The sequence below is a fragment of the Pseudomonas sp. GW822-FHT01E03 genome, assembly GCF_058802985.1.
The window spans coordinates 68,610-88,934 of record NZ_JBXAOQ010000003.1 but is presented as its reverse complement, the minus strand read 5'-3'; the positions used below and the strand labels follow the sequence as shown (position 1 = coordinate 88,934).

At 58.8% G+C, this 20,325-nt stretch carries 14 protein-coding genes; 4 read left to right on the top strand and 10 right to left on the bottom strand.

The features are described 5' to 3' along the window. Positions 1 to 100: 100 nt before the first annotated feature. The 9 genes from AC1RP7_RS06510 to AC1RP7_RS06470 all read right to left on the bottom strand — a co-directional run bounded on the left by AC1RP7_RS06510 (position 101) and on the right by AC1RP7_RS06470 (position 13,613). Positions 101 to 4,795: an RHS repeat domain-containing protein gene (locus AC1RP7_RS06510; protein WP_493181488.1), complete on the bottom strand. Its 4,695-nt coding sequence runs from the start codon at positions 4,793 to 4,795 to the stop codon at positions 101 to 103. A 44-nt stretch (positions 4,796 to 4,839) separates the two neighbouring features. Further along, positions 4,840 to 5,886 carry a hypothetical protein gene (locus AC1RP7_RS06505; protein WP_493181487.1) on the bottom strand — a complete coding sequence of 349 codons (1,047 nt, stop codon included), beginning with the start codon at positions 5,884 to 5,886 and terminating at the stop codon, positions 4,840 to 4,842. 215 nt (positions 5,887 to 6,101) lie between these two features. Next, complete coding sequence (locus AC1RP7_RS06500) at positions 6,102 to 7,028, bottom strand: sigma 54-interacting transcriptional regulator (protein WP_493181486.1); 927 nt, start codon at positions 7,026 to 7,028, stop codon at positions 6,102 to 6,104. A gap of 55 nt (positions 7,029 to 7,083) precedes the next feature. Next, positions 7,084 to 7,665 carry an alpha/beta hydrolase gene (locus AC1RP7_RS06495; protein WP_090452457.1) on the bottom strand — a complete coding sequence of 194 codons (582 nt, stop codon included), beginning with the start codon at positions 7,663 to 7,665 and terminating at the stop codon, positions 7,084 to 7,086. Positions 7,666 to 7,955: 290 nt separating this feature from the next. Then, positions 7,956 to 8,357, bottom strand: coding sequence for an ExbD/TolR family protein (locus tag AC1RP7_RS06490; RefSeq protein WP_007972930.1), 402 nt, complete (start codon positions 8,355 to 8,357; stop codon positions 7,956 to 7,958). 1 nt (position 8,358) lies between these two features. Next, positions 8,359 to 9,084 (bottom strand): MotA/TolQ/ExbB proton channel family protein, encoded by a 726-nt coding sequence (locus AC1RP7_RS06485; protein WP_493181485.1) that lies wholly within the window; start codon positions 9,082 to 9,084, stop codon positions 8,359 to 8,361. A 44-nt stretch (positions 9,085 to 9,128) separates the two neighbouring features. Then, on the bottom strand, positions 9,129 to 9,938 hold the full coding sequence (locus AC1RP7_RS06480; protein ID WP_493181484.1) for an energy transducer TonB: 810 nt from the start codon (positions 9,936 to 9,938) through the stop codon (positions 9,129 to 9,131). Positions 9,939 to 10,197: 259 nt separating this feature from the next. Further along, entirely contained in the window at positions 10,198 to 12,558 is a 2,361-nt protein-coding gene (locus tag AC1RP7_RS06475; protein WP_493181483.1) for a TonB-dependent receptor, read from the bottom strand. Between the two features lie 134 nt (positions 12,559 to 12,692). Beyond that, positions 12,693 to 13,613 (bottom strand): TauD/TfdA dioxygenase family protein, encoded by a 921-nt coding sequence (locus AC1RP7_RS06470; RefSeq protein ID WP_057712502.1) that lies wholly within the window; start codon positions 13,611 to 13,613, stop codon positions 12,693 to 12,695. A gap of 183 nt (positions 13,614 to 13,796) precedes the next feature. On the opposite strand from AC1RP7_RS06470, the gene AC1RP7_RS06465 reads away from it, so the two are divergent. Then, on the top strand, positions 13,797 to 14,717 hold the full coding sequence (locus AC1RP7_RS06465; protein ID WP_218495399.1) for a LysR family transcriptional regulator: 921 nt from the start codon (positions 13,797 to 13,799) through the stop codon (positions 14,715 to 14,717). 105 nt (positions 14,718 to 14,822) lie between these two features. Here the strand turns inward: AC1RP7_RS06465 and AC1RP7_RS06460 are convergent, their stop codons facing one another. After that, a complete protein-coding gene (locus AC1RP7_RS06460) occupies positions 14,823 to 15,836 on the bottom strand; it encodes an ABC transporter substrate-binding protein (protein ID WP_102670652.1) in 1,014 nt (337 codons plus the stop codon). Between the two features lie 403 nt (positions 15,837 to 16,239). Here AC1RP7_RS06460 and AC1RP7_RS06455 point away from each other — a divergent pair, with 403 nt between their 5' ends. The 3 genes from AC1RP7_RS06455 to AC1RP7_RS06445 are packed head-to-tail and all read left to right on the top strand — an operon-like array spanning position 16,240 to position 20,276. Next, the gene (locus AC1RP7_RS06455; RefSeq protein ID WP_493181482.1) at positions 16,240 to 17,838 is read left to right on the top strand and encodes an ABC transporter permease; all 1,599 of its coding nucleotides are present in this window, start codon (positions 16,240 to 16,242) and stop codon (positions 17,836 to 17,838) included. Next, entirely contained in the window at positions 17,835 to 18,650 is an 816-nt protein-coding gene (locus AC1RP7_RS06450) for an ABC transporter ATP-binding protein (RefSeq protein WP_057712506.1), read from the top strand. The genes AC1RP7_RS06455 and AC1RP7_RS06450 overlap by 4 nt, the downstream gene beginning before the upstream one ends. 15 nt (positions 18,651 to 18,665) lie before the next feature. Then, on the top strand, positions 18,666 to 20,276 hold the full coding sequence (locus AC1RP7_RS06445; protein ID WP_090452443.1) for an arylsulfatase: 1,611 nt from the start codon (positions 18,666 to 18,668) through the stop codon (positions 20,274 to 20,276). The last annotated feature ends 49 nt before the right edge of the window (positions 20,277 to 20,325 follow it).

Below are 20,325 nucleotides of genomic sequence, written 5' to 3'. Positions count from 1 at the left end.
CGTGAAGCGGACAATACCGGGATTTTTTATTCCCGAACAATAACTTTTATTCAAGTTGATATTCCATTTTGAAATAATCTAGATCTCTGCTCATCGTTGTTCAAACACCGCGCAGCTTGATGATCTGCTCGCCAATCTCATGGGTGAATGACTCCAGAGCGTCCAGCGCATCGCTTCGAAATTTCTGGGCACTGAAACCCTCAGTCAGTGATGGCCAGTAGTCTTGAAGCAATGCGTCGGCTTTGGCAGCGTACTTTTCCGAATTCGCGACCACGAATGCTGATTTGGCAGCGATACCCACCCCACTGGTGACCGTTTTTGCCGTCAACACGTTGTTTAGCCGGCTTTGTAATTTGACCGTGCTTCTCAATGCCTCATTTGCCGTGGAAACAGCGCCGTGTAGACGCCGCCCCACCGCCACCCGCGCTGCCCCTCGCTGTGCAGCCACCACGTCTGCCAGGGAGCCGACACTTTTCGTCAACGCAAAGCCAATGCCTTTACTGCCAATTTTTGCAACCGCGGTGGCCCCCAACGACACCACTCCCAGCGCCAGCGACGAGTAGGTCAATATCTGGGCGCCAAGGCTATCCGGGGCCAGTTCATCGACAACCGCGGAGGCAATTGAAACTGTCGCGGAAATGACCTCCAGGGTTAAAAAGGCCAAGGCGTTGGCCGAGATCGGCACGAGTGGTGCGGTTGCACCCATGGTCACGACGGTGAGGGCAATCGCGGCGGCGGCCAGGGCGGCAGTCACTCCGATTTTCACCCATCCCAGGGTCGGGATATGCCCGGTGGGATCCTTGAGATTGACCGGATCCCCCAGACAATAGGCATAGGCATTGAGGCCGCCACCCTCAAAGGGGCTCCAACTGTCGGGGCTGTGAAATCGCATCAATCGGGGGTTGTAGGCCCGATACCCCCTGCCGAGCAGGTAACACCCGGTTGAAGGGTCCAGTCGCTCACCCTGAAACCCCAGCAGGGCGCCAAGTCCGCTCGATGCGGGGCGATCACCATAAGGAAGGCAGGACAAAACAGATTCGTCTTGAGATCCAAGGCGAGCAAGGGCGGTGCCCTGACCATCCGTGACAAACAAGACAACATCGTCACCTTGCTGCTCGGCCAAGTACTTGCCGTCGCCTGACAACAGACTGCGTCGATGGTTACCCGCCACTTCGCTGCACAGCGCATGTTCGCTATGGAAAAGCCTGATCAACTCTGCGGATTCGGCAGCCACCGCATGCAATTGATCTTCGCCGTCGAATTGATAGTGCGTGCGACCGCCAGCGCTGGCGACACTTTCGAGCCGACTCAGCGTGTCATACCTGAACGTGCGCCCCTGGTTATCATTGAGCAGATTACCGTTGGCATCGTATTCGAAGCTCACTTGCCCGGGCTGATAGTGCGCGTGACTGTGAGTCATTGAACTCAACTGGGTTTTGTCAGGACGATCGTAGGAAAACCTGCACAGGTTCTCCTCCCCATCGAACCCCGTACGCACCGTCAACAGGTTGTCGAGGTAGTCGTAGGTGAACGCCTGAAAATCAATGCGTTTTCCCCAGGCATCGATCGGTGCCTGCGTGCCTTCACAGTCATAGCGCGTCAGACGCCCGCGGCTGTCGTAGGCGAAGGTTTCTGTACGTGACTGTGCACCGGACACCAGCGATCGTTGCTGAAGTTTGTCATCGGCCCCAAACGCTTGAATGACCTCCAGGCGAGATCCGTCGCCGAACTGCGAAATACGCTGAATCTCACGACCGAACTCATCGTGAACCAAGGTGGTCGTCAGCGAACGTTTCGAGGCGGTGTCCTCGACACTCAATGTCAGCAACTGGCCCCGGGCACCGTAGGCGTACTTCGCCAGAACCGGTCCCTGCCGTATTTCCGCGGGCCGCGCCGCAGCGTCATGGATGTAAGCAGTTTCTACATCGTTGACATCGATAAAGCTGATGGGCAGCCCATTCAATGAACGGGTAGTGGCAGTGCCGAAGCGGCCTTCGCTGGAGATCCACTCCCGGGACTTTTCTTTGCCCGACCTGGAGTACTCAAACCGGCGCTGAATGGCAGGGCTGGAAGTTTCGACGAGTTGCCCGGTCAATGGATCAAATCGATGCCTGGCTGATTCCGCGTGGCCGCCCATCCGCGCGGTCACTGCCCCGTTGAGCATGGGATCAAGGGCGAACCTGAAAACATCGCCCGCCGCCGTCACTTGCTGCAAAGCTTGAGCGCCACCACCCTCATAGGTCCTGGTTTCGGTTCTGCCGCCGACGGTCGTACGAGTGACACGCAACAAACCGTCGTAAGTCCGGGTGCCCAATACGTAGTCATCGGCACTGATTTCGATTGGATGATCACCCGTGCTCAGGGGGTCATACTTTTTTTTTATCGAAGTGCCATCCGGCAGAATCGTCTCGATCAGACGCCCGTAAAGGTCATAACGGAAGCTCGTTTCGAATCCCGCCTCGTTGGTTTGCGTCAGGCAACGCCCAAGTCCGTCGTAGGTAAAAGTCGCGGTGATAGTGACCGCACCTTCGGAGTCGATGCGTTCTTCCCGGTCCGGCTTACCGAACACGTTCAATACAGAACGGGTTTTTCCAGCGCCGTCGAGCCAGCAAGTTCGAGTCAATGAAACCGGGTCAAACACATCGTTTACCGGGACACCGTCAGGACCTACCGTTCTGCATACGCGCCCCCAGCCGTCGTGGCTGTAGGTCGTGGTTGACTCGGTGGCCTTGCCCTCGGACCAGTCCTGGCTGACTTCGCTCACCAGTCGCCCAAAATTGTCGTAGTGGGCCTCATAGGTCAGACGTAATGGTCTGTCGGCTGAATCGAAATCCTGAACCTTGACCTTGGTCGTGCGCCCGACCCCGTCGAGCCAAATCTTGCTCAGCACTCCCCGTATGTTGGTGATGCCGATGGTTGCGCCGTCCTCTGACTGGCTTTCGCCGTAGAATTCAGTGATGCGTGACGCGATATCCGTTCCATCGAATGCCGCTGTCTCGCGAACGACACGGTTCAGATTGTCGTACTTCTTCAACAACTCATTGCCGCCCCCATCCCGAAGCTTGACTTCCTGTCCGATAAATCGGTCATGCCAGACATTGCGATCATGCCTTTCACTACCCACGAACAATCGTTGAAGGGTTTTTACCCAATCTCCATCAATTGAATATTTGAATTCGAGACGGCGGTGACCGTTGTGCCCGGTTTGCGAGCGACTCTTGAGGCGTCCGTAAAATGCATCGCTGGCATCATCGATGTACTCGAATCGAGTATCCACGCATGGCTTGTTGTTCCCGCCTTCAAACAACCTTTCGCTTTGAGGCAACAAAAACCGATGACCGCCTTCGCGCAAGGAGGGCAAGTCGATGTAGGAAAAACGGACAATGACTGTCGGCGCCGGGGCAAAATCAGGTGAAGGCGTGACCGATCGCTCCTTCAATGCCGTGATGAAGCCCAGTGAATTGGGGGGGCAACCCTCGGCACCTTCGGCCGGATAATAGACGTAGTCCTCCCGGGCTCCGCTCGGATTGATCTGGGTTAGCAGATTGCCGAATTCATCATAGGTCGTATGGGTGGTTTCGGTTCGGCGCGTGGCGCTCGCGGAAATATCGACATAACTGACGACAGCTGTTTTCTGCAGTTGGAAATGGGCGGGCTGACCGGAGAAGTCCAGACCGTCAACATCGTGATAAACAACCGTTTTTTGCTGAACCTTGCCGTTGGAAATGGATTTTTCCGAGATCATCAGGTGAAAGCGGTTGTAGGTTCTTTCGATGCGACTCAGTTCAACCGCACTAACACCCTCCCCTGCAACCAGGCGTTCGGTGCAGGAGTAGGTGTAAGGTCCTTTGTGCCCGTGCAGATGGTCCCCGTCCTGCACCCAACGAAGTCCCGATTGATAGCCGAGGAAATTTTTGTCGGAGTATTCATAGACACGGGTGATCGTCGGCAACCCTGTACCCGGCACCAGAACACTGCGCCGCACCGCCGGCAAGGCATTGATCGGCGCCCCGAGCGGCAACCGATGCTTCTGAGGAGCGTACTCGATACGCTCGACACTGCCGCCCGGCGCGCGGACGTCCGTGATGACCAGAAAACCATCGAGTAACTGGTAATTGAATGACCATGCAAGGTGCTCGGCAGAACCGTGATCAAGGGTTATCTGCCGAAGCCAACCATCACGAACCCGCAAAACAAATTTCAAGCGTCTTGGCGGATGATCAGGCCATACGGTAATGCTGGCGGGTTGATCTTTCGTTTCATGACTCAGGGCCACGACGCGTTGTTGCTGATCGTGAATTTCGTGCAGGACGCGACGGCCCCGCACCAACATGTATTTCAGATTGATCGAGCGCCCTTCGTTGGAGAAGACATGTTCGGGCAACCATTCATCATAAGTTTCATCCGGCCTGACCAACCTCTCGATCAGACCGTTTTTATGGCTGACAACCAGGTTGTCGCCGTCGAGCGTGACCCGAGTGTCTTGAAGCTTTTTATCCCGGACGATGAGCTGCCCTCTGCTGATGTAGACACGATAAGAAACTCCGCTAGCAAGGGTCAGCTTACGGGTCTTTCGATTGTAGGAGCTCAAGCCCAATGACCAACCGCGTCCCCAACCGAAATCCGTTGTGCGGAAACTATCGAATGAAATACTGAAGGGTATCAGCGGACCGTTGATATTGTTGGCCACCCACCCCGCGAGATTAATGCTGGTACTATAAGAGCCGGTACGGACGTCCACTCCAGACTGTATAAATTCAGAAAAATTGAACGCGCTGGATTCCACTTCTGGCATAGCTGTACTCATCATCATTCCTTGACGCTGCAGATACAGTAAAATTAAACAACTTCGATCATCGAAGGGCTTTGGGTGTTCATTGCGACGTCGACTTCATGCCCGTTCCCATACATATCCCGAACAAACATCTTCACCGACAATTGATCATATCGAACTGTGGACTCTCCGCCCTTTCTGGCAAAGTGCATCAAAAAAGTTATTTTGCCTTGCTCATCATGGTAGGTCGCAATTTGATCGGCTGTTTCCCACAATGCCTCCGCGCCGTCATTAGACTTGAGCCCATTAAAATAGCCAACGGCGTAGTACCCGAGATAGTCAGGATGTTCACTGCGTGCCCGCAACACGCCGGTAATCGAGCAATCGACGAATTTTATATGGTGCTGGTCCACTAACAGGTCCAGGACATATCGATCAACCTTGGCAACGTTCTCTGTCGGTTTCCAGTTGGCGGACAGGTGTTTGACCCTGAACTGTTCTTTTCGATAGATCGGCGGTGGCACGGTCCTCAGGCTTATTTCACCGAATTCCGAGGTTTCTTCCGAATAGAACACCTTACCGTCCGAACGGGTAATGGCCGCAATCAGCTTGACGGGGTCGGGTGAGTTGCTGCTGACGTAGAACTCCTTGAGAAAGATGCCTTTCCCCCGCACAACCGGGCCATGCAGTTCACCCGTGTGAGGAAACGGCGCGTACGACAAGCGTCGCTCCAGCATGCACTTCCACACCGGTTCCTCGCCGTCTCGAATGGTGTCTATCGGCAGGGCTTTTCCGGAATAGGCATCCAGCAGTTGAATGCTGTCGAGTTCGCTTTCGGAAATTCCAACTACCTTTTGCCCTTCGTCGACAGCTTGTACAACTACCATCAATCTCAACTGCTGGTATCCGTTGGCGTAAATTATGTTTCCGCCCGAAGTCGAGAAAACCTGAAGTCGTTTGAGGTCTATCCACTCAGGAGAATCAGCCTCTTGAAAAGACTGGGGCGCCATCTCCGGGTTAGCAGGCATATAACCGTCGACAAGGAGATTGATATCTTTCAACTCATCGTCGACACTTGGAGCTATCGCAGCATTATTTCCAACAAACTTCACAGAAAAATCCTTTTTCATATGATATTTAACAATGACGGATATTAATGTATCCAGGGAGAAATAAGAAGATATGTCAAAACCTATCAACCCACAAAACAGAAAATTGTTACAGCTACACTGCAAATAGTACAAAATATAACAGCAAGAATCAGCGCCCATAAAAAAACCAGGCAACCATCAATTGCCCGGTTTCGTTATAACGCCAACAAACGTGCTTATATATTGATGCTTGTGAAATACTCTTTCAGCGCCCGGGCTTCAGCGACATCCCCTTGTTGAATAAGTAGATCTATCCATCCTCGTACAAGAACCGCAGATGGACGGACAACCGGCAAATTCAAATGCTCCGGCAAGATCTCGTCGCCGGTACTCACCAACAGCGCAAAGTGGATGACGTTTTCCAGTTCCCGGGTATTGCCCGGCCAACTGTGGCGTTCCAGCACAAGCTGCGCCGCTTCGCTGATCAACGGCACTGGCAAGTCGAGACGCTGGCTGTAGATACCGAGGAAGTATTCGGCCAGCGGCAGGATGTCACCTGTGCGTTCGCGCAGTGCCGGCAACTCGAGTTGGCCTTCGCTGAGGTAGTGATAAAGGCGTTCATGGAATTTTCCGGCGGCAACCGCCTGGGCCAGATCGATGCTGGTGGCCGCCACCAAACGCACATCCACCGGGCTCGGCTGAAGGGCTCCGACGCGGGTGACTTCGTGGTTCTCCAGGGCAGCGAGCAATTTGGTCTGGATCGGCAGCGGCAGGTCGCCGATTTCGTCCAGGTACAGCGTGCCGCCATTGGCCGAACCGAACCACCCGGCGCGGCTGCTCGCCGAGCCGCTGTAGCTGCCCGCCGCATAGCCGAACAATTCGGCGTCGGCGTAGGTCGGGCTGATGGCGCCGCAGTTAACCGACACGAATAACCCGCCGCGATCACTGGCGCGGTGGATATGGCGGGCCAGCAACTCTTTGCCGGTGCCGGTTTCGCCACGGATAAGCACTGACACTGAACGCGTGGCCAGTTGCTCAAGGTCTTCACGTAATTGTCGTGAACGCGGATCGACAAACACCAGCGCCTTGGCGCGGATGCTCAGGGGACTTTTTTCCGCATCGGGAAAGGTCAGCAGCGGCTGGCCGAAGGTTTCAAAGCTCATGGCAGACTCCCGCCCAAAACCGCCGGGAGACGGGGGCGTTAAATAAAGAAAGTGTTCAAGCGCGGCGCAGGGCGTGGTGTTCCATGCGGTTTTGCAGTCGATAGAGGTAGGCAAAACCTTGCTCCCAACGCTGGTGACCGGACTTCACGTTGATGTGCCCGGCCCCCGACAGAATCCCCGCCTCGGCGCCCCAGTTACGCGCCAGCTCCAGGGCCCGCGGTGCACTGACGGCGCTGTCGTTGTCGGAGCTGACAACCTGGCTGGGGAACGGCAGCAGATCCGTCGGTATCGGTGCGAAGTTGCGCAACGCCGGCGCGCAAGCCGGGCGTTCGACATCTGCCGGTGCGACGAGCAAGGCGCCGCGCACTTGACGCAAAAACTGCACGGGGGCACTCGCGGCCCAATGGGCGACGGTGATGCAACCCAGGCTGTGGGCAATGAGAATCACCGGCGTGCTGTCGGCGGCAATCGCCTCGGCCAGCGCCGCGACCCAGTCTTCACGGCGCGGCGTCAACCAGTCGGCCTGTTCCACCCGTGCGCTATTCGGCAGGCTGTTCTGCCAGTGGCTTTGCCAATGATCTTCTGGCGATCCTTGCCAGCCCGGCACAATCAGGTAGCGAATTGATTCGTTGCGCATGGGGGAGCTCTCCTGCTGCGTGTCTGTTCCAGGTCGAGTATAGGGAGAGGATTTATATTCGTTAAGGAATAAGAAGCTATTTATTAAGACCTATATCGAATATAAAAAACTTACCCTGTGGGAGCGAGCTTGCTCGCGATAGGGTCCGGACATTCAACATCGATGTCGTTTGATCCACCGCCATCGCGAGCAAGCTCGCTCCCACAGGGGTACCGCGGCGTTGCGAAAATCGAGGCATAAAAAAAGGGCCGCACCCTGCCAAGGAGACGGCCCCGGAAAACGAAAATCCGTTAACGCGCAGTAATCACCGACAGCTTGGTAATCCCTGCCCGTTCAATCGACGCCATGGCCCGTGCCACTTCGCCGTAATTCACCCCATCGTCCGCCTGCAACTGCACGCGCACCTCGGGGTCCTTGGCCTTCGCCGACTTGAGGTTGAACTCCAGCAAGTCCGGCTGTATCTCGTCCTTGTTGATAAACAGTTTGCCGGCACCGTCGATGCTCACCACCAACGGGTCTTTCTGCTCCACCGGCGCCACCGCTTCGGTCTTGGGCAGGTTGATCGGAATGGCGTTGGTCAGCAGCGGTGCGGTGACGATGAACACCACCAGCAACACCAGCATCACATCCACCAGCGGCGTCACGTTGATCTCACTGAGCACCTCATCGGTGTCTTGCGTGGAGAAGGCCATATCAGGACGCCTCCTTCACTTTCTGCACGCTGCCCTGGGCCGCCACTTTGTGCGCCGTCGGGTGGATCAGCACACGGAACGAACTCTTCTGCGCCAGGCTGTAGAAGTCGTGGGCGAAGTCATCCAGGTCCGCCGCCGTCAGTTTCAAACGACGCAAAAAATAGTTGTAAACCAGCACCGCCGGCACCGCGGCGGCGATCCCTACGCCGGTGGCGACCAGTGCCGCGCCAATCGGCCCGGCGACCGTTTCAAGGCTTGCCGAGCCCGCCGCGCTGATGCCTTTCAACGCTTCCATGATTCCCCACACCGTGCCGAACAAACCAATGAACGGCGAGGTGCTGCCAATGCTCGCGAGTACCGCCAACCCGGTTTCCAGCGACCGGCGCTCGCGCACGATCTGCTGTCGCAAGGCACGCTCCAGACGATCCTGATGATTGATCGCCTGGCTCAAGTCCGCCGCCTGCGGCGCCTCGCCCACCTGGATGGCCGCATAACCGGCCTGTGCAACCCGGGCTGCCGCTCCGGGCCGGGTTTCGCTCAGCTCGGCCGCCGAGTCGAGACTCGAAGCGGCCCAGAACTGTTGATGAAACTTTCGATCCTGTGCCTTGAGGCGACCGAACTGCACGCCCTTGAGCAATGCCAGACCCCAGGTCGCGACGGAAAAAACCACCAGCAGCCAGATCACCGCGCTTTCGATGGATTCAAGTGGAGATGCCAGTAACGTCATGATGTATTCCTCGTGTAAACGTTTCGCGCGAATTTGGTTTCGGTTTAATGAATCTTGAAATCGATGGGCACGCTGACCCAACCGTCCTGGGCGACATCACCCTGCTTGGCCGGTACGAAACTCCAGCGCTTCACTGCGTTCAGAGCGGCTTCGTCCAGTGCATCGCGGCCGCTGCTTTTCTGGATCTGGACTTCGCCGGGCTTGCCGCTGGCCAGCACATGTACGCGCAACAGCACCGTGCCTTCCCAGCCACGACGCTGGGCCAGCGAGGGATATTCCGGTGCCGGGTTTTTCAAGTAGCCCGCGTTCGCTGAAGCAGGTGTCACGGGAGCTAGGGCCGGGGGAGCAGGTGGCGCAGGAGCCGCTACGGGCGCTGCCGGTTTCGGCGGCGCGGGTGGTTGCTCAACGGCCTTGGGCGCCGGTTTCGGTATCGGCTTGGCAACCGGTTTGGGCTTGGGAACCGGCTTCGGTGGCGGCGGCTTCACAGCCAGTTCGTCTTCCACGGGCGCAGGCGGCTCAACCACTGGCTGGACAGGTTGCGGTGGCGGCGGCTCGACCACCGGTGGCGTCGGACGCGAGAACTCGATGGTCATCGGCGGAATCTGCGGTGGCACGATGGGCAGCACGGTGGTCGGTTGCTGATTGACCCAATAGATCACCGCGCCATGCACCAGCAACGCCAGCAAGCCCAGCACGATCGTTTCCCGTCGGCGAAGGACGCCTTGTGGCGCGCGCTGCAAACGCAACTGGCCCAAGGGCACCCGGTGCGGTCGGCCGAGGTCGACCAGCTCACCACCGGGTGCCTGGCGCCACAGCACTTCATGTGCACCGGCGGCGGTCTGGACATTGCCCATTGTTTAACTCCCTGCGGTCTCTTTGCGGATTACCGGAACGTCGTGCTGAACATCCCCCGACGACGTTCTGGTAGAGCAATCATTGGCTTGAACGCTTAGTTCTGAAAGTAATGTTTAAATTTATGTTTAGATCTTTAGCGAATATATAAAACCATCAACCCACCGCCAGAGCCCGCCGCTCAAGGGCTCCGGCGTAGTGGAAAAAAACCGATGCCTTGCCCGCATTGAAAGTATTCATTCAAGGCATGGTTTTTTGCCGTCAGAAGTCGTATCGACCGGTCACGCCCAGCGTCCGCGGTGTGCCGAGCAGGCCTTCATAACCGCCATTGGCGGCCGTCCACAGCGTCGTGTAGTAGGTTTTGTCGAAGGCGTTTTTCAGCCACAGCGAAACGTCCCACTGCCCCTGGTTGAAGTCGCCGCGAAGGCCAGTGGACAAGTTGACCACCGCATAACTCGGGATCTGCCCGAAGTCGGAATCTTCCACCGTGCCCACCGCTTTGGAGCGGAACGCATAACTGGCGGTGACGTACTCTTCGAAGCCGTTGCTCAGGTTCCATTTGTATTCGCCATTGGCGTTGCCGATCCATTTCGAAGCACCGACCACTTGATGACCGCTGAGGTCGCAGGACGCTGGAGCGCCCGGCGCCAGGCTGACTTCCGGTGGGCAAGGCGCGTCCTTGTAGGAGAGGTAGCTGACGTCGTTGTACGAGCCGTTGATGTTCAGCGTCAGGCCACGCAGCGGGATCAGGGTGCTTTCGAACTCCACGCCACGGGAGCGCACGGAGCCGGCGTTCGTCAGGTATTGCACGCGATTGACGGCGTCGTAGGCGTTGGTCTGATAGCCGTTGACCTGGGTCCAGAACAGGTTGGCATTGAGTTGCAGGCGACGGTCCCACAGGGTGCTCTTGAAACCGAGCTCGGCGTTATTGGCGCGCTCGGTGCCGATCAGCAGCGAGTCGGCGCCGGCAACCGCTGCCGTGCCTACCGCCAGATTGACCCCGCCGGACTTTTCTCCATGGGACAAGGTGGCGTATGTGAGCAGGTCGTCGGTGATGCGGTAGCTGAGGCTCAACAGACCCGAAGGGCTGGAGCTGTACTGATTCAGATCGCCGGAATCGAAAGCGCCGGCACGACCGCGCCGTGCTGCGGCGGCCGCACCGGTTACCGCAACGCCACCGACCGGTGCCTCGCGCGTGACATTGGCGTTTTTCTCTTCATAGGTGCCACGTAGCCCGGCGGTGAAATCCAGGCGTTCGGTCAGGTGCCAGGTGCCTTGGGCGAACAGCGCAAAGCTGTTGGTTTCGATATGACCGTTGCCGACGCTGTCGATGTTGTTCAGCGCACCGTTAGGTGTACCGCTCCAGATGTCCGCTTGCGGTCCGTAGAAGGTGAAGGATTTGTTGTCCAGGTCGGAACCGAAGTAGTAGGCGCCGAGCACGTAATCGAAGAATCCACCGGTAGGCGACGCCAGGCGAAACTCCTGAGAGTACTGCTTATCCTCCACCGAAACGCCAGCGTTGTGGAAGGCGGATACATTCAGACCATCATCGTTGCGCGGGGTGAAATTCCACCAGCGATAGGAGCTGATAGAGGTCAAGGTGAAGTCGCTTGGCAGCGTCCAGTTGGCCTCGACCGAAGTACCGCCCTGATGCACGGTGACGTGCTGTTCGTTGTTCAGGTTGACCTTGCGGTGCGTGCCGTCGACCAGTGTCGCGCCCGCTGCGTTGGCCCGGGTCTGATACAGGTTGGTGCCATTGATGGTTGGGCCGGTGTTGTACAACACACGTGTGCCGGCGCTGGAGTCTTCCTCGTTGTAGTCGCCGATCCAGCGCAAGTTGAACGACTCGTTAGGCTTGAACAGCAACTGCCCACGGAAGCCTTCGCGGGAGCCACCGTTCAAATCGTGGCCGTCGAATTCATTCTTGATGTCACCGTCGCTGCGGGTGCGATACGCGGAAAAACGTCCCGCCAGTTCGTCATTCAGCGGGCCGGAAATCGTGCCCTTGGTCTGGAAGTAGCCATCCTCGCCCACCGAAGATTCGATGCTGCGTTCAGGGGTAAAGGTCGGCGCGCGGGTGCTGATGTTGATCACGCCGGCGGTGGTGTTCTTGCCGAACAAGGTGCCTTGCGGGCCACGCAGCACTTCGAGCTGCTCGATGTCCATCAGGTCGAATACAGCCATGCCGGGGCGGCCGAGGTAAACGTTGTCGATGTACAGGCCGACACTGCCTTCCAGGCCATCGCTGGCCGGGTTGTTGCCCAGGCCACGGATCGACACGCTGGATTGGCGCGCATGCATGTAGGCGACGTTGACGCTCGGCACCAGTTGCTGCAGATCCTGGATGCGATAGACCCGCTGGGTTTCCAGAGTCTGGCCGCTGACCACGCTCATCGGCGTCGGCACATCCTGAGAACTTTCTTCGCGGCGGCGAGTGGTGACCGTCACGGTTTCCAATTGCGCGCTGTCGGCCGTGGCGGCCTTGGCCGGAATGGATTCCGGGGTGGCGCTGTCGGCTGCATAGCCTTGGGTCCAACCGGCGCTGCCTGCCAGCAACAAGGCCAGTGGCAGGCGTTTGAGCCGTTGGGGTGAAGAGGTTGAAGCGAGGTGCAACGGACTCATAAGGCGGGGTTCCCGATCAAAGTAAATGCTGTGTTGCTTGCCAGGCCGCCATCGCGAGCAAGCTCGCTCCCACACTGATCCTGTGAACTCCGAAGATCCCCTGTGGGAGCGAGCTTGCTCGCGATAGCGTCAGTTCAGACGCCGTCGATATCCGGCCCTTTCACGGTCTGGCTGACCTGCCCGTTCACCCCCACCGGCACTTCCCCCTTGAGCGTCACCCGGCGCACGATGCGATCCTGGGTCCCGTAGTCATCCACTGCGTAATGCTGGGTGGAGCGGTTGTCCCAGATCGCCACATCACCGGCCTTCCAGCGCCAGCGCACGATGTTTTCCTGGCGGATCACATGGCTCTGCAACAGACCGAACAGGTGCGCCGAATCGGCCTGGGAATAACCCTTGATGCGTTTGACGAAATGCCCCAGCAACAGGCTCTTCTCACCGCTGATCGGGTGCACGCGAACCACCGGGTGTTCGGTCTCGTACACGGTCGAAGTGAAAATCTTGCGATAGCGCTCCAGCTTCTCGGCCGAGACGTCAGGCCTGGTGCCGGCGTAGTCGTATTCGTTGCTGTGCACGGCGACCAGCTTGTCGGCCAGCTCACGCAGCTCCACCGACAACCCGTCATAGGCAGTGGCGGTGTTGGCCCACAGGGTGTCGCCGCCGAAAGCCGGGGCCACCACCGAGCGCAGGATCGAGGCTTTTGGGTAGGCTTCGACGAAGGTCACGTCGGTGTGCCAGGAGCTGGCACGCTGGCCCTCGGCACCGTCCAGCTCCAGCAGAAAGCGCGTGCCTTCGCGCACCGGTACGGTCGGGTGCGCCACCGGTTCGCCGAGCAGATGGGCGAACGCCTCCTGGCGTTGGTCGTCGAGCTGGGTCTGCTCGCGGAAGAAGATCACTTTGTATTGCAGCAGTGCCTGTTGAATGGCTTCAACAGTGGCGGCATCCAGCTCGCCTGAAAGCTGTACGCCACGGATTTCGGCACCGATGCGACCGGCCACCGGATGGATTTCAAGCGCGTGAACAGCGGGTTGTACTGCGAAAGCGGCATTGCTCATGGGTAGACCCTCATCAGACTGCTTGCGGTTGAACCGGCCGCGAAACACTGCTCTATCTATATTCTATTTAGATCTAATAGATATTTACATGCTTCGTTGACGGAATAAGAGGTTGCATTTAAAACCTCAGTCAACCCTCGTCGCAAATGCCTTCGAGCTATTTTTAGGATGCCGGAAAAGCATATGGATCTTCGCCAGTTGCGTTACTTCATCGCCCTCGACGAACACCGCAGTTTCGTGCGCGCGGCCGAGGCCATGGGCATTACCCAGCCGGCCTTCAGCCGCAGCATTCAGGGGCTGGAGCAGGAGTTCGGCTGCGTCCTGGTGGACCGTGGCAACAAGGATCTGCGCCCCACCCCCGAAGGCCTGGTGGTGCTGCAACATGCCCGCAGCCTGGTGCAGGGTGCTGCGCTGCTCAGCTGCGAAGTGACGCAGATGACCAAGCTCGATGCCGGTGAACTGCGCTTCGGTTGCGGCCCGGCACCGGCGGTGAAACTGGTACCGGATGCGGTGGCGCAGTTCATCAACGCGCACCCGAAAGTGCGCACCTGTTTCGAGGTGGATAACTGGGAGAAACTCAGCCGCGCCCTGAGCCGTGAAGAGATCGAATTCTTCATCGCCGACATCCGCCATTTCGAGTCCGATCCGAACTTCCAGACCCAGGCTCTGACGCCCAAGCGCGGCGTGTTTTTCTGCCGGCCAGGGCATCCGCTGCTGGCCAAGGAGAGCCTGTCGACCAACGACATGTTTGATTACCCGCTGGCGACTACGAAGATCCCGCCGGGCATTCGCAAACTGCTGGCGAACCTCAGTGGGCGGGTGGATTTTTCACCGACCATCGAGACCGAACATTTTCCGGCACTGGTGAAAGTGGTGCTGCAATCCAATGCCATCGGCGTGGGGACTGAAGAAGCGTTTGTTGAAGACATTGCCCAGGGCTCGCTGGTGCTGCTGCACTGGCGCAACCTGCCGCAGAACATTGAGAGCATGAATGCGCGGTGCGGGATTGTCAGCCGCACGGGGTTCCGGTTGTCACCGGCGGCGCGGGCGATGATCGAGACGTTGGTGGCGGTGGACAGGCAGCAGATGCCCGTTGCGGTTTAGGGCCTCATCGCGAGCAAGCTCGCTCCCACAGGGGATCTCCAGTGTTCACACGGTCAGTGTGGGAGCGAGCTTGCTCGCGATGAGGCCAATGAATTCACTAAAGATTCAGAGCTTCGCAGCAGCCAACTCCGGCACCACCCAATCACTGACCTTGAACGACTTGCGAATCAGCTTCTGCTGCGAAGCCAGGTCCACGGCATCCTGCAATTTGCCGAGGAACACCGGGTCAAGCGTCGAGGGGAACACCTCGCTCAGTTTCTGATCCTTCAGGTCCTGCGTGAGGATAACCGCCGGATAGCTCGCCAGCCCCGACACCAACTGAATGTAGGCGTCCTTGTTGCTGTCCTGGGTCAGCCACTCCACGGCCTGCTGTTGGGCCTTGAGCAATTTCGCCACCGCCTCCGGATGCGCATCGACAAACTTTCCAGTCCCTATCAGCACCGCCTGCACGCTGCCCGCACCGCCCAGATCCTTAGTGTTTAGCGGTAACTCGGCCAGCCCCTTGGCTTGCAACGCCGTCAGCCCGGAACCGCCCCACGAGGCATCGATCTGCTTCGCCGCCAGCGCCGCGACTGCCGCGTTGAAGTCGAGGTTGATGACTTTCACATCCTTCTCGCTCAACCCCTGGCTAGCCAGCGCCGCGTCGAAGGACAGCTGGCTGGCGGTGCCACGGAAGATGGCCACGCGTTTGCCCTTGAGGTCCTGCAGGGTCTTGATCCCTGAACCCGGCACCACGCCGAGGTAATGCTTCACCCCGCGCGCCGAGGCGCTGAGCAGTCGCGTGTCCAGACCATTGGACTTGCCGATGATGGCCGCCAGATCGCCGAGGTAGGCCAGGTCCACTTGACCGTTGGCGAACGCCTCGTTGATCACCGGGCCTGCGCCCTTGAAGAAGCTCCACTGAATCTTGATGCCTTGATCGGCGAAAGCCTTTTCGAAGATCTGTTGATCACGCAGCACATCCACGACACCGCCACCACTGTGCTGGGTACCGGCACTCAGGTCCGGCACGGCGATGCGGATTTCCTTGAGTTCACCAGCGTTGGCCGTGAAAGCCAGCAGACCCGCCAGGGCCGGTGCGGCGAACAGACTGATGACACGTTTGAAGGGAAGGTTCATGGGTGCGGCTCCTTGAGGCAACGGGCGTTGAGGAGCCGAAAGTAGGCCCAAGTAGAACCAACACTTAAATACTATAAATTCACATTTTTAGACTATTTGGATCTATATCAACGCCTGCGGACCTCTCCGTGGCGTATGCCTTGGCAGCATCAAAAATATTCTTCGAATGCATTGGATGCAGTGGCTTATGGAGGCCTTAAATGGTTTCGCTTATCTCTCAATAGTATTGATTTTAATTTTTATAGATCAATTTTGCATACGCCTTGGACCCTGTGGGAGCGGGCTTGCTCGCGATAGCGGTGTGTCATCCAGTACATGAGTCGCCTGACACGCCCTCATCGCGAGCAAGCTCGCTCCCACAAAAAAGCAGGCCTGTATTGCAACCCGACAACGGAGGTCACCCATGGCCCGTGTTTCCCTTCTGAGCCTACCGCTGGCCGCACCTCGGCTTGATGGTCGACGGCGTTGGCCGACGCTGAGCCAGCGGCTCTTGCCCTGGCTATTACCCCTCAGCCTGTTTGCGCTGTGGTGGCTCGCCAGCCGCAATCACTGGATGAGCGAGCAGATCCTGCCGGCGCCGAGCCTGGTCTGGAGCAGCGCACTGGAACTGTCCCAAGGCGAGTTGTGGAGCCATTTGTGGATCAGCCTGCAACGCTTGTTCTGGGGGCTGCTGGCCGGGATCAGCGCAGGTGCGGTTTTGGGTGCCGCACTGGGCTTCAGTCGTCGACTGGAGCGCCTGGTATTTCCAACCTTTGCCGGGTTGGCGCAAGTTCCGACCCTGGCCTGGATTCCATTGTTCATGGTGTTTTTCGGCATTGGCGAAGTGCTGAAACTGGTGGTGTTGATCAAGGCCATCGTGGTGCCGGTGACCCTGCATACACTGGTCGGTGTGCGCGATGCACAACCAAAACTGCGCGAAGCCGCCGCCGTGTTGCGCCTGCCCAGGCACCTGTTGATCCGACGCCTGGTGCTGCCTGCCGCACTGCCGGCATTCATGGCCGGTGTGCGCCTCGCACTGGCCGCCGGCTGGACTTCACTGCTCGCTGTTGAACTGCTCGCTTCCAGTGAAGGCATCGGCTACCTGATGGTCTGGGCGCGGCAGCTGTTCATGCTCGACATCGTGTTCGTGTGCATCGTGCTGATCGGCTTGATCGGTGTGGCGATGGATCGCGGCATCGGTTTGCTGGACAGGAAACTGGTGCACTGGCCGCACCCGGCCACGGCCGAAATCCGTCGCGGGCCGCGTTATCAAGGTTGGCAGCGATTGCAACCGTGGCTGCTGCCACTGGCGCTTCTGGCGTTGTGGCAACTGACCTCGGATCAGCAATGGATTGACGCGAACATTCTGGTCAGCCCGCTGGCCGTCCTGCAGACCACTCGGGATGGTTTGCTCGACGGCACATTGCTTGGTGGCATGGCCCTGAGCCTAGGCCGAACCCTTGGCGGGTTGCTGCTCGGCGGCGGGCTCGGGTTTGCCTTGGGATTGCTGCTGGGGTTGTCGCGCACCAGTGAACGCGTGCTCGGCCCAACCCTCGCCGCCATCCGTCAGATCGCCATATTCGCCTGGGTGCCACTGCTCACCGCGTGGTTCGGCCTGGGGGAATTGGCCAAGTGGGTGTTCGTTGCCCTCGCCGCCTTTTTCCCGTTGTTTATCGCCACCCAACGCAGCGTCGCCCACCTCTCGCCGCAACTGAACGAGGCAGCGCAGGTGTTGCGCCTGAGTCTGCGTCAGCGCCTGGTTCGACTGGTACTACCGGGCGCGGCGCCAGGGATTTTTGCAGGGCTTCGGCTGAGCCTTATCTACGCCTGGCTCGGCACCATTGGCGCTGAATACTTCATGCCGTCCAACGGCGGCATCGGCAGCCAGATGATCGGCGCCCAGCAACTGCTGCGCATGGACCTGATCATGGCCGGCATGCTGCTGGTGGGCCTGACCGGCGCCCTGCTCAACCTCATTGGCCAACGCCTGGAAATCCGCGCCACTCGCTGGAGACACGCATGAACGCACCGATTGTCAGCTTCAATCACGTGGGCAAAACCTTCGACGTCGACGGCTTCACACTTGAGGCCATTCGCGAATTCAACCTGGACATCGCCGAGGGCGAGTTCGTCGCCATTGTCGGCTCCAGCGGTTGCGGCAAATCCACTTTGCTGCGGCTGCTGGTGGGCCTCGATACGCAGTTTCGCGGGCAAATCAGCGTGGACGGAAAAGCCGTCACCGGCATCGGCGGCGAGCGCGGCATCGTCTTTCAGGAACACCGCTTGTTCCCGTGGCTGAGCGTGGCCGACAACATCGGCCTGGGCCTGGTCAACGAGCCATTGAGCGCTGCGCAAAAGCACAGGCGCATCCATGATTTCATCGAACTGGTGGGCCTGGGCGACTTCGCCCGCGCCTATCCGCACCAACTCTCCGGCGGCATGGCCCAGCGCGTGGCCATTGCTCGCGGCCTGGTGGCCAGCCCACGGATTCTGCTGCTGGATGAGCCCTTCGGCGCCCTCGATGCACTGACCCGCCAGCAGATGCAGGACGAACTGTTGGCGATCCGCGCCCGGGCAAAAATCACCACCGTGCTGGTCACCCACGATGTCGAGGAAGCGATCTTCCTCGCCGACCGTGTCGTGGTGATGGAGCCGCGTCCGGGGCGGATCAAACAAGTGGTCGACATTGCCCTGCCCCATCCGCGCCAGCGCAGCAGTTTCGACTTCCACCAGTTACGCGAGGAACTGCTTCACGAACTCACCAGCGACGATCACTACCAGCCCCCCGTGCCGGTGCAGGTCCGCGATCTGCCGTTGTCCTTCATTGCCTACTGAAAAAGGAAATTCTTGATGCCGCAACGTCCCAACTTTCTAGTGATCCTGGCCGATGACCTGGGCTTTTCCGACATCGGCGCCTTCGGTGGCGAAATCAACACGCCGAATCTCGATGCACTGGCCAACAATGGCCTGCGCCTGACCGATTTTCACACCGCGCCGACCTGCTCGCCAACCCGCTCGATGCTGCTCACCGGTACTGACCACCACATCGCCGGCATCGGCACCATGGCCGAAGCACTGACCCCGGACCTGATCGGCAAACCGGGCTACGAAGGACACCTGAACGACCGCGTGGTCGCCCTGCCCGAACTGCTGCGCGAGGCCGGTTACCAGACCTTGATGAGCGGCAAATGGCACCTGGGCCTGACCGCAGAGCTGGCGCCTCACGCCCGGGGTTTCGAGCGTTCGTTTTCGCTGTTGCCCGGCGCGGCCAACCATTACGGCTTCGAGCCGACCTACGATGAAACGACGCCACGGCTACTGAAATCCACCCCGGCGCTGTACATCGAAGACGACCAATTCATCGATGAACTGCCGAAGGATTTTTATTCATCCGATGCCTTTGGCGACAAGCTGCTGCAATACCTCAAGGAGCGCGACCAGACCCGGCCGTTCTTCGCCTACCTGCCGTTTTCCGCACCTCACTGGCCGCTGCAGGCACCGGCCGAGGTGGTGGAAAAATACCGCGGGCGCTATGACGCCGGCCCTGAAGTACTACGACTAGAGCGTCTGGAAAAACTCAAGAAACTGGGGCTGATCGAGGCCGATGTCGAGCCGCATCCGTTGATCCAGTTGACTGCACAATGGGACGCCCTGAACGACGAGCAACGGCAGATCTCCGCGCGGGCCATGGAGGTTTATGCGGCGATGGTCGAGCGCATGGACTGGAACATCGGGCGGGTTGTCGATTACTTGCGCCAGCAAGGGCAACTGGACAACACCTTCATCCTGTTCATGTCCGATAACGGTGCCGAAGGGGCGTTGCTGGAGGCCTTTCCGAAATTCGGCCCGCAGTTGCTGACCTATCTCAACCAGCATTATGACAACAGCCTGGACAACATCGGTCGCGCCAACTCCTACGTCTGGTACGGGCCGAACTGGGCGCAAGTGGCGACCGCGCCGTCGCGGCTGTTCAAAGCCTTCACGACCGAAGGCGGGATCCGTGTTCCGGCACTGGTGCACTACCCGCAGCTGCCGCTCAAGGGCCAGATCAGCCATGGGTTTGGCACGGTGATGGACATCACGCCGACCATTCTTGATCTGGCCGGCGTGCGTCATCCAGGCAAGCAGTGGCACGGCAAACCCGTGGCGGAAGTTCGAGGCAAGTCGTGGCTTGGGTTCTTGTCGGGCGAGACGGCGCAAGTGCATGACGAGCACACCGTCACCGGTTGGGAATTGTTCGGACGACGGGCGATTCGGCAAGGGCAATGGAAGGCGGTCTACATCCCGGGACCGGTGGGGCCGGCGACCTGGCAGTTGTATGACCTGGGCAATGATCCGGGGGAGATTCATGACCTGGCGTCGAGCCAACCGCAGAAGCTCAGTGCCTTGATCGAACATTGGCAGCGGTATGTGGATGAGACAGGGGTGATCTTGAGTGAGTCGCCGTTTCAGCCGGATTGATTCAACCTGAACCACCGCTATCGCGAGCAAGCTCGCTCCCACACTGGCC

Coding starts and splice junctions, on each gene's coding strand:
- AC1RP7_RS06510 (WP_493181488.1), bottom strand. CDS start 4,795: ATGCCAGAAGTGGAATCCAGCGCGTTCAATTTTTCTGAATTTATACAG.
- AC1RP7_RS06500 (WP_493181486.1), bottom strand. CDS start 7,028: ATGAGCTTTGAAACCTTCGGCCAGCCGCTGCTGACCTTTCCCGATGCG.
- AC1RP7_RS06495 (WP_090452457.1), bottom strand. CDS start 7,665: ATGCGCAACGAATCAATTCGCTACCTGATTGTGCCGGGCTGGCAAGGA.
- AC1RP7_RS06490 (WP_007972930.1), bottom strand. CDS start 8,357: ATGGCCTTCTCCACGCAAGACACCGATGAGGTGCTCAGTGAGATCAAC.
- AC1RP7_RS06485 (WP_493181485.1), bottom strand. CDS start 9,084: ATGACGTTACTGGCATCTCCACTTGAATCCATCGAAAGCGCGGTGATC.
- AC1RP7_RS06480 (WP_493181484.1), bottom strand. CDS start 9,938: ATGGGCAATGTCCAGACCGCCGCCGGTGCACATGAAGTGCTGTGGCGC.
- AC1RP7_RS06475 (WP_493181483.1), bottom strand. CDS start 12,558: ATGAGTCCGTTGCACCTCGCTTCAACCTCTTCACCCCAACGGCTCAAA.
- AC1RP7_RS06470 (WP_057712502.1), bottom strand. CDS start 13,613: ATGAGCAATGCCGCTTTCGCAGTACAACCCGCTGTTCACGCGCTTGAA.
- AC1RP7_RS06465 (WP_218495399.1), top strand. CDS start 13,797: ATGGATCTTCGCCAGTTGCGTTACTTCATCGCCCTCGACGAACACCGC.
- AC1RP7_RS06460 (WP_102670652.1), bottom strand. CDS start 15,836: ATGAACCTTCCCTTCAAACGTGTCATCAGTCTGTTCGCCGCACCGGCC.
- AC1RP7_RS06455 (WP_493181482.1), top strand. CDS start 16,240: ATGGCCCGTGTTTCCCTTCTGAGCCTACCGCTGGCCGCACCTCGGCTT.
- AC1RP7_RS06450 (WP_057712506.1), top strand. CDS start 17,835: ATGAACGCACCGATTGTCAGCTTCAATCACGTGGGCAAAACCTTCGAC.
- AC1RP7_RS06445 (WP_090452443.1), top strand. CDS start 18,666: ATGCCGCAACGTCCCAACTTTCTAGTGATCCTGGCCGATGACCTGGGC.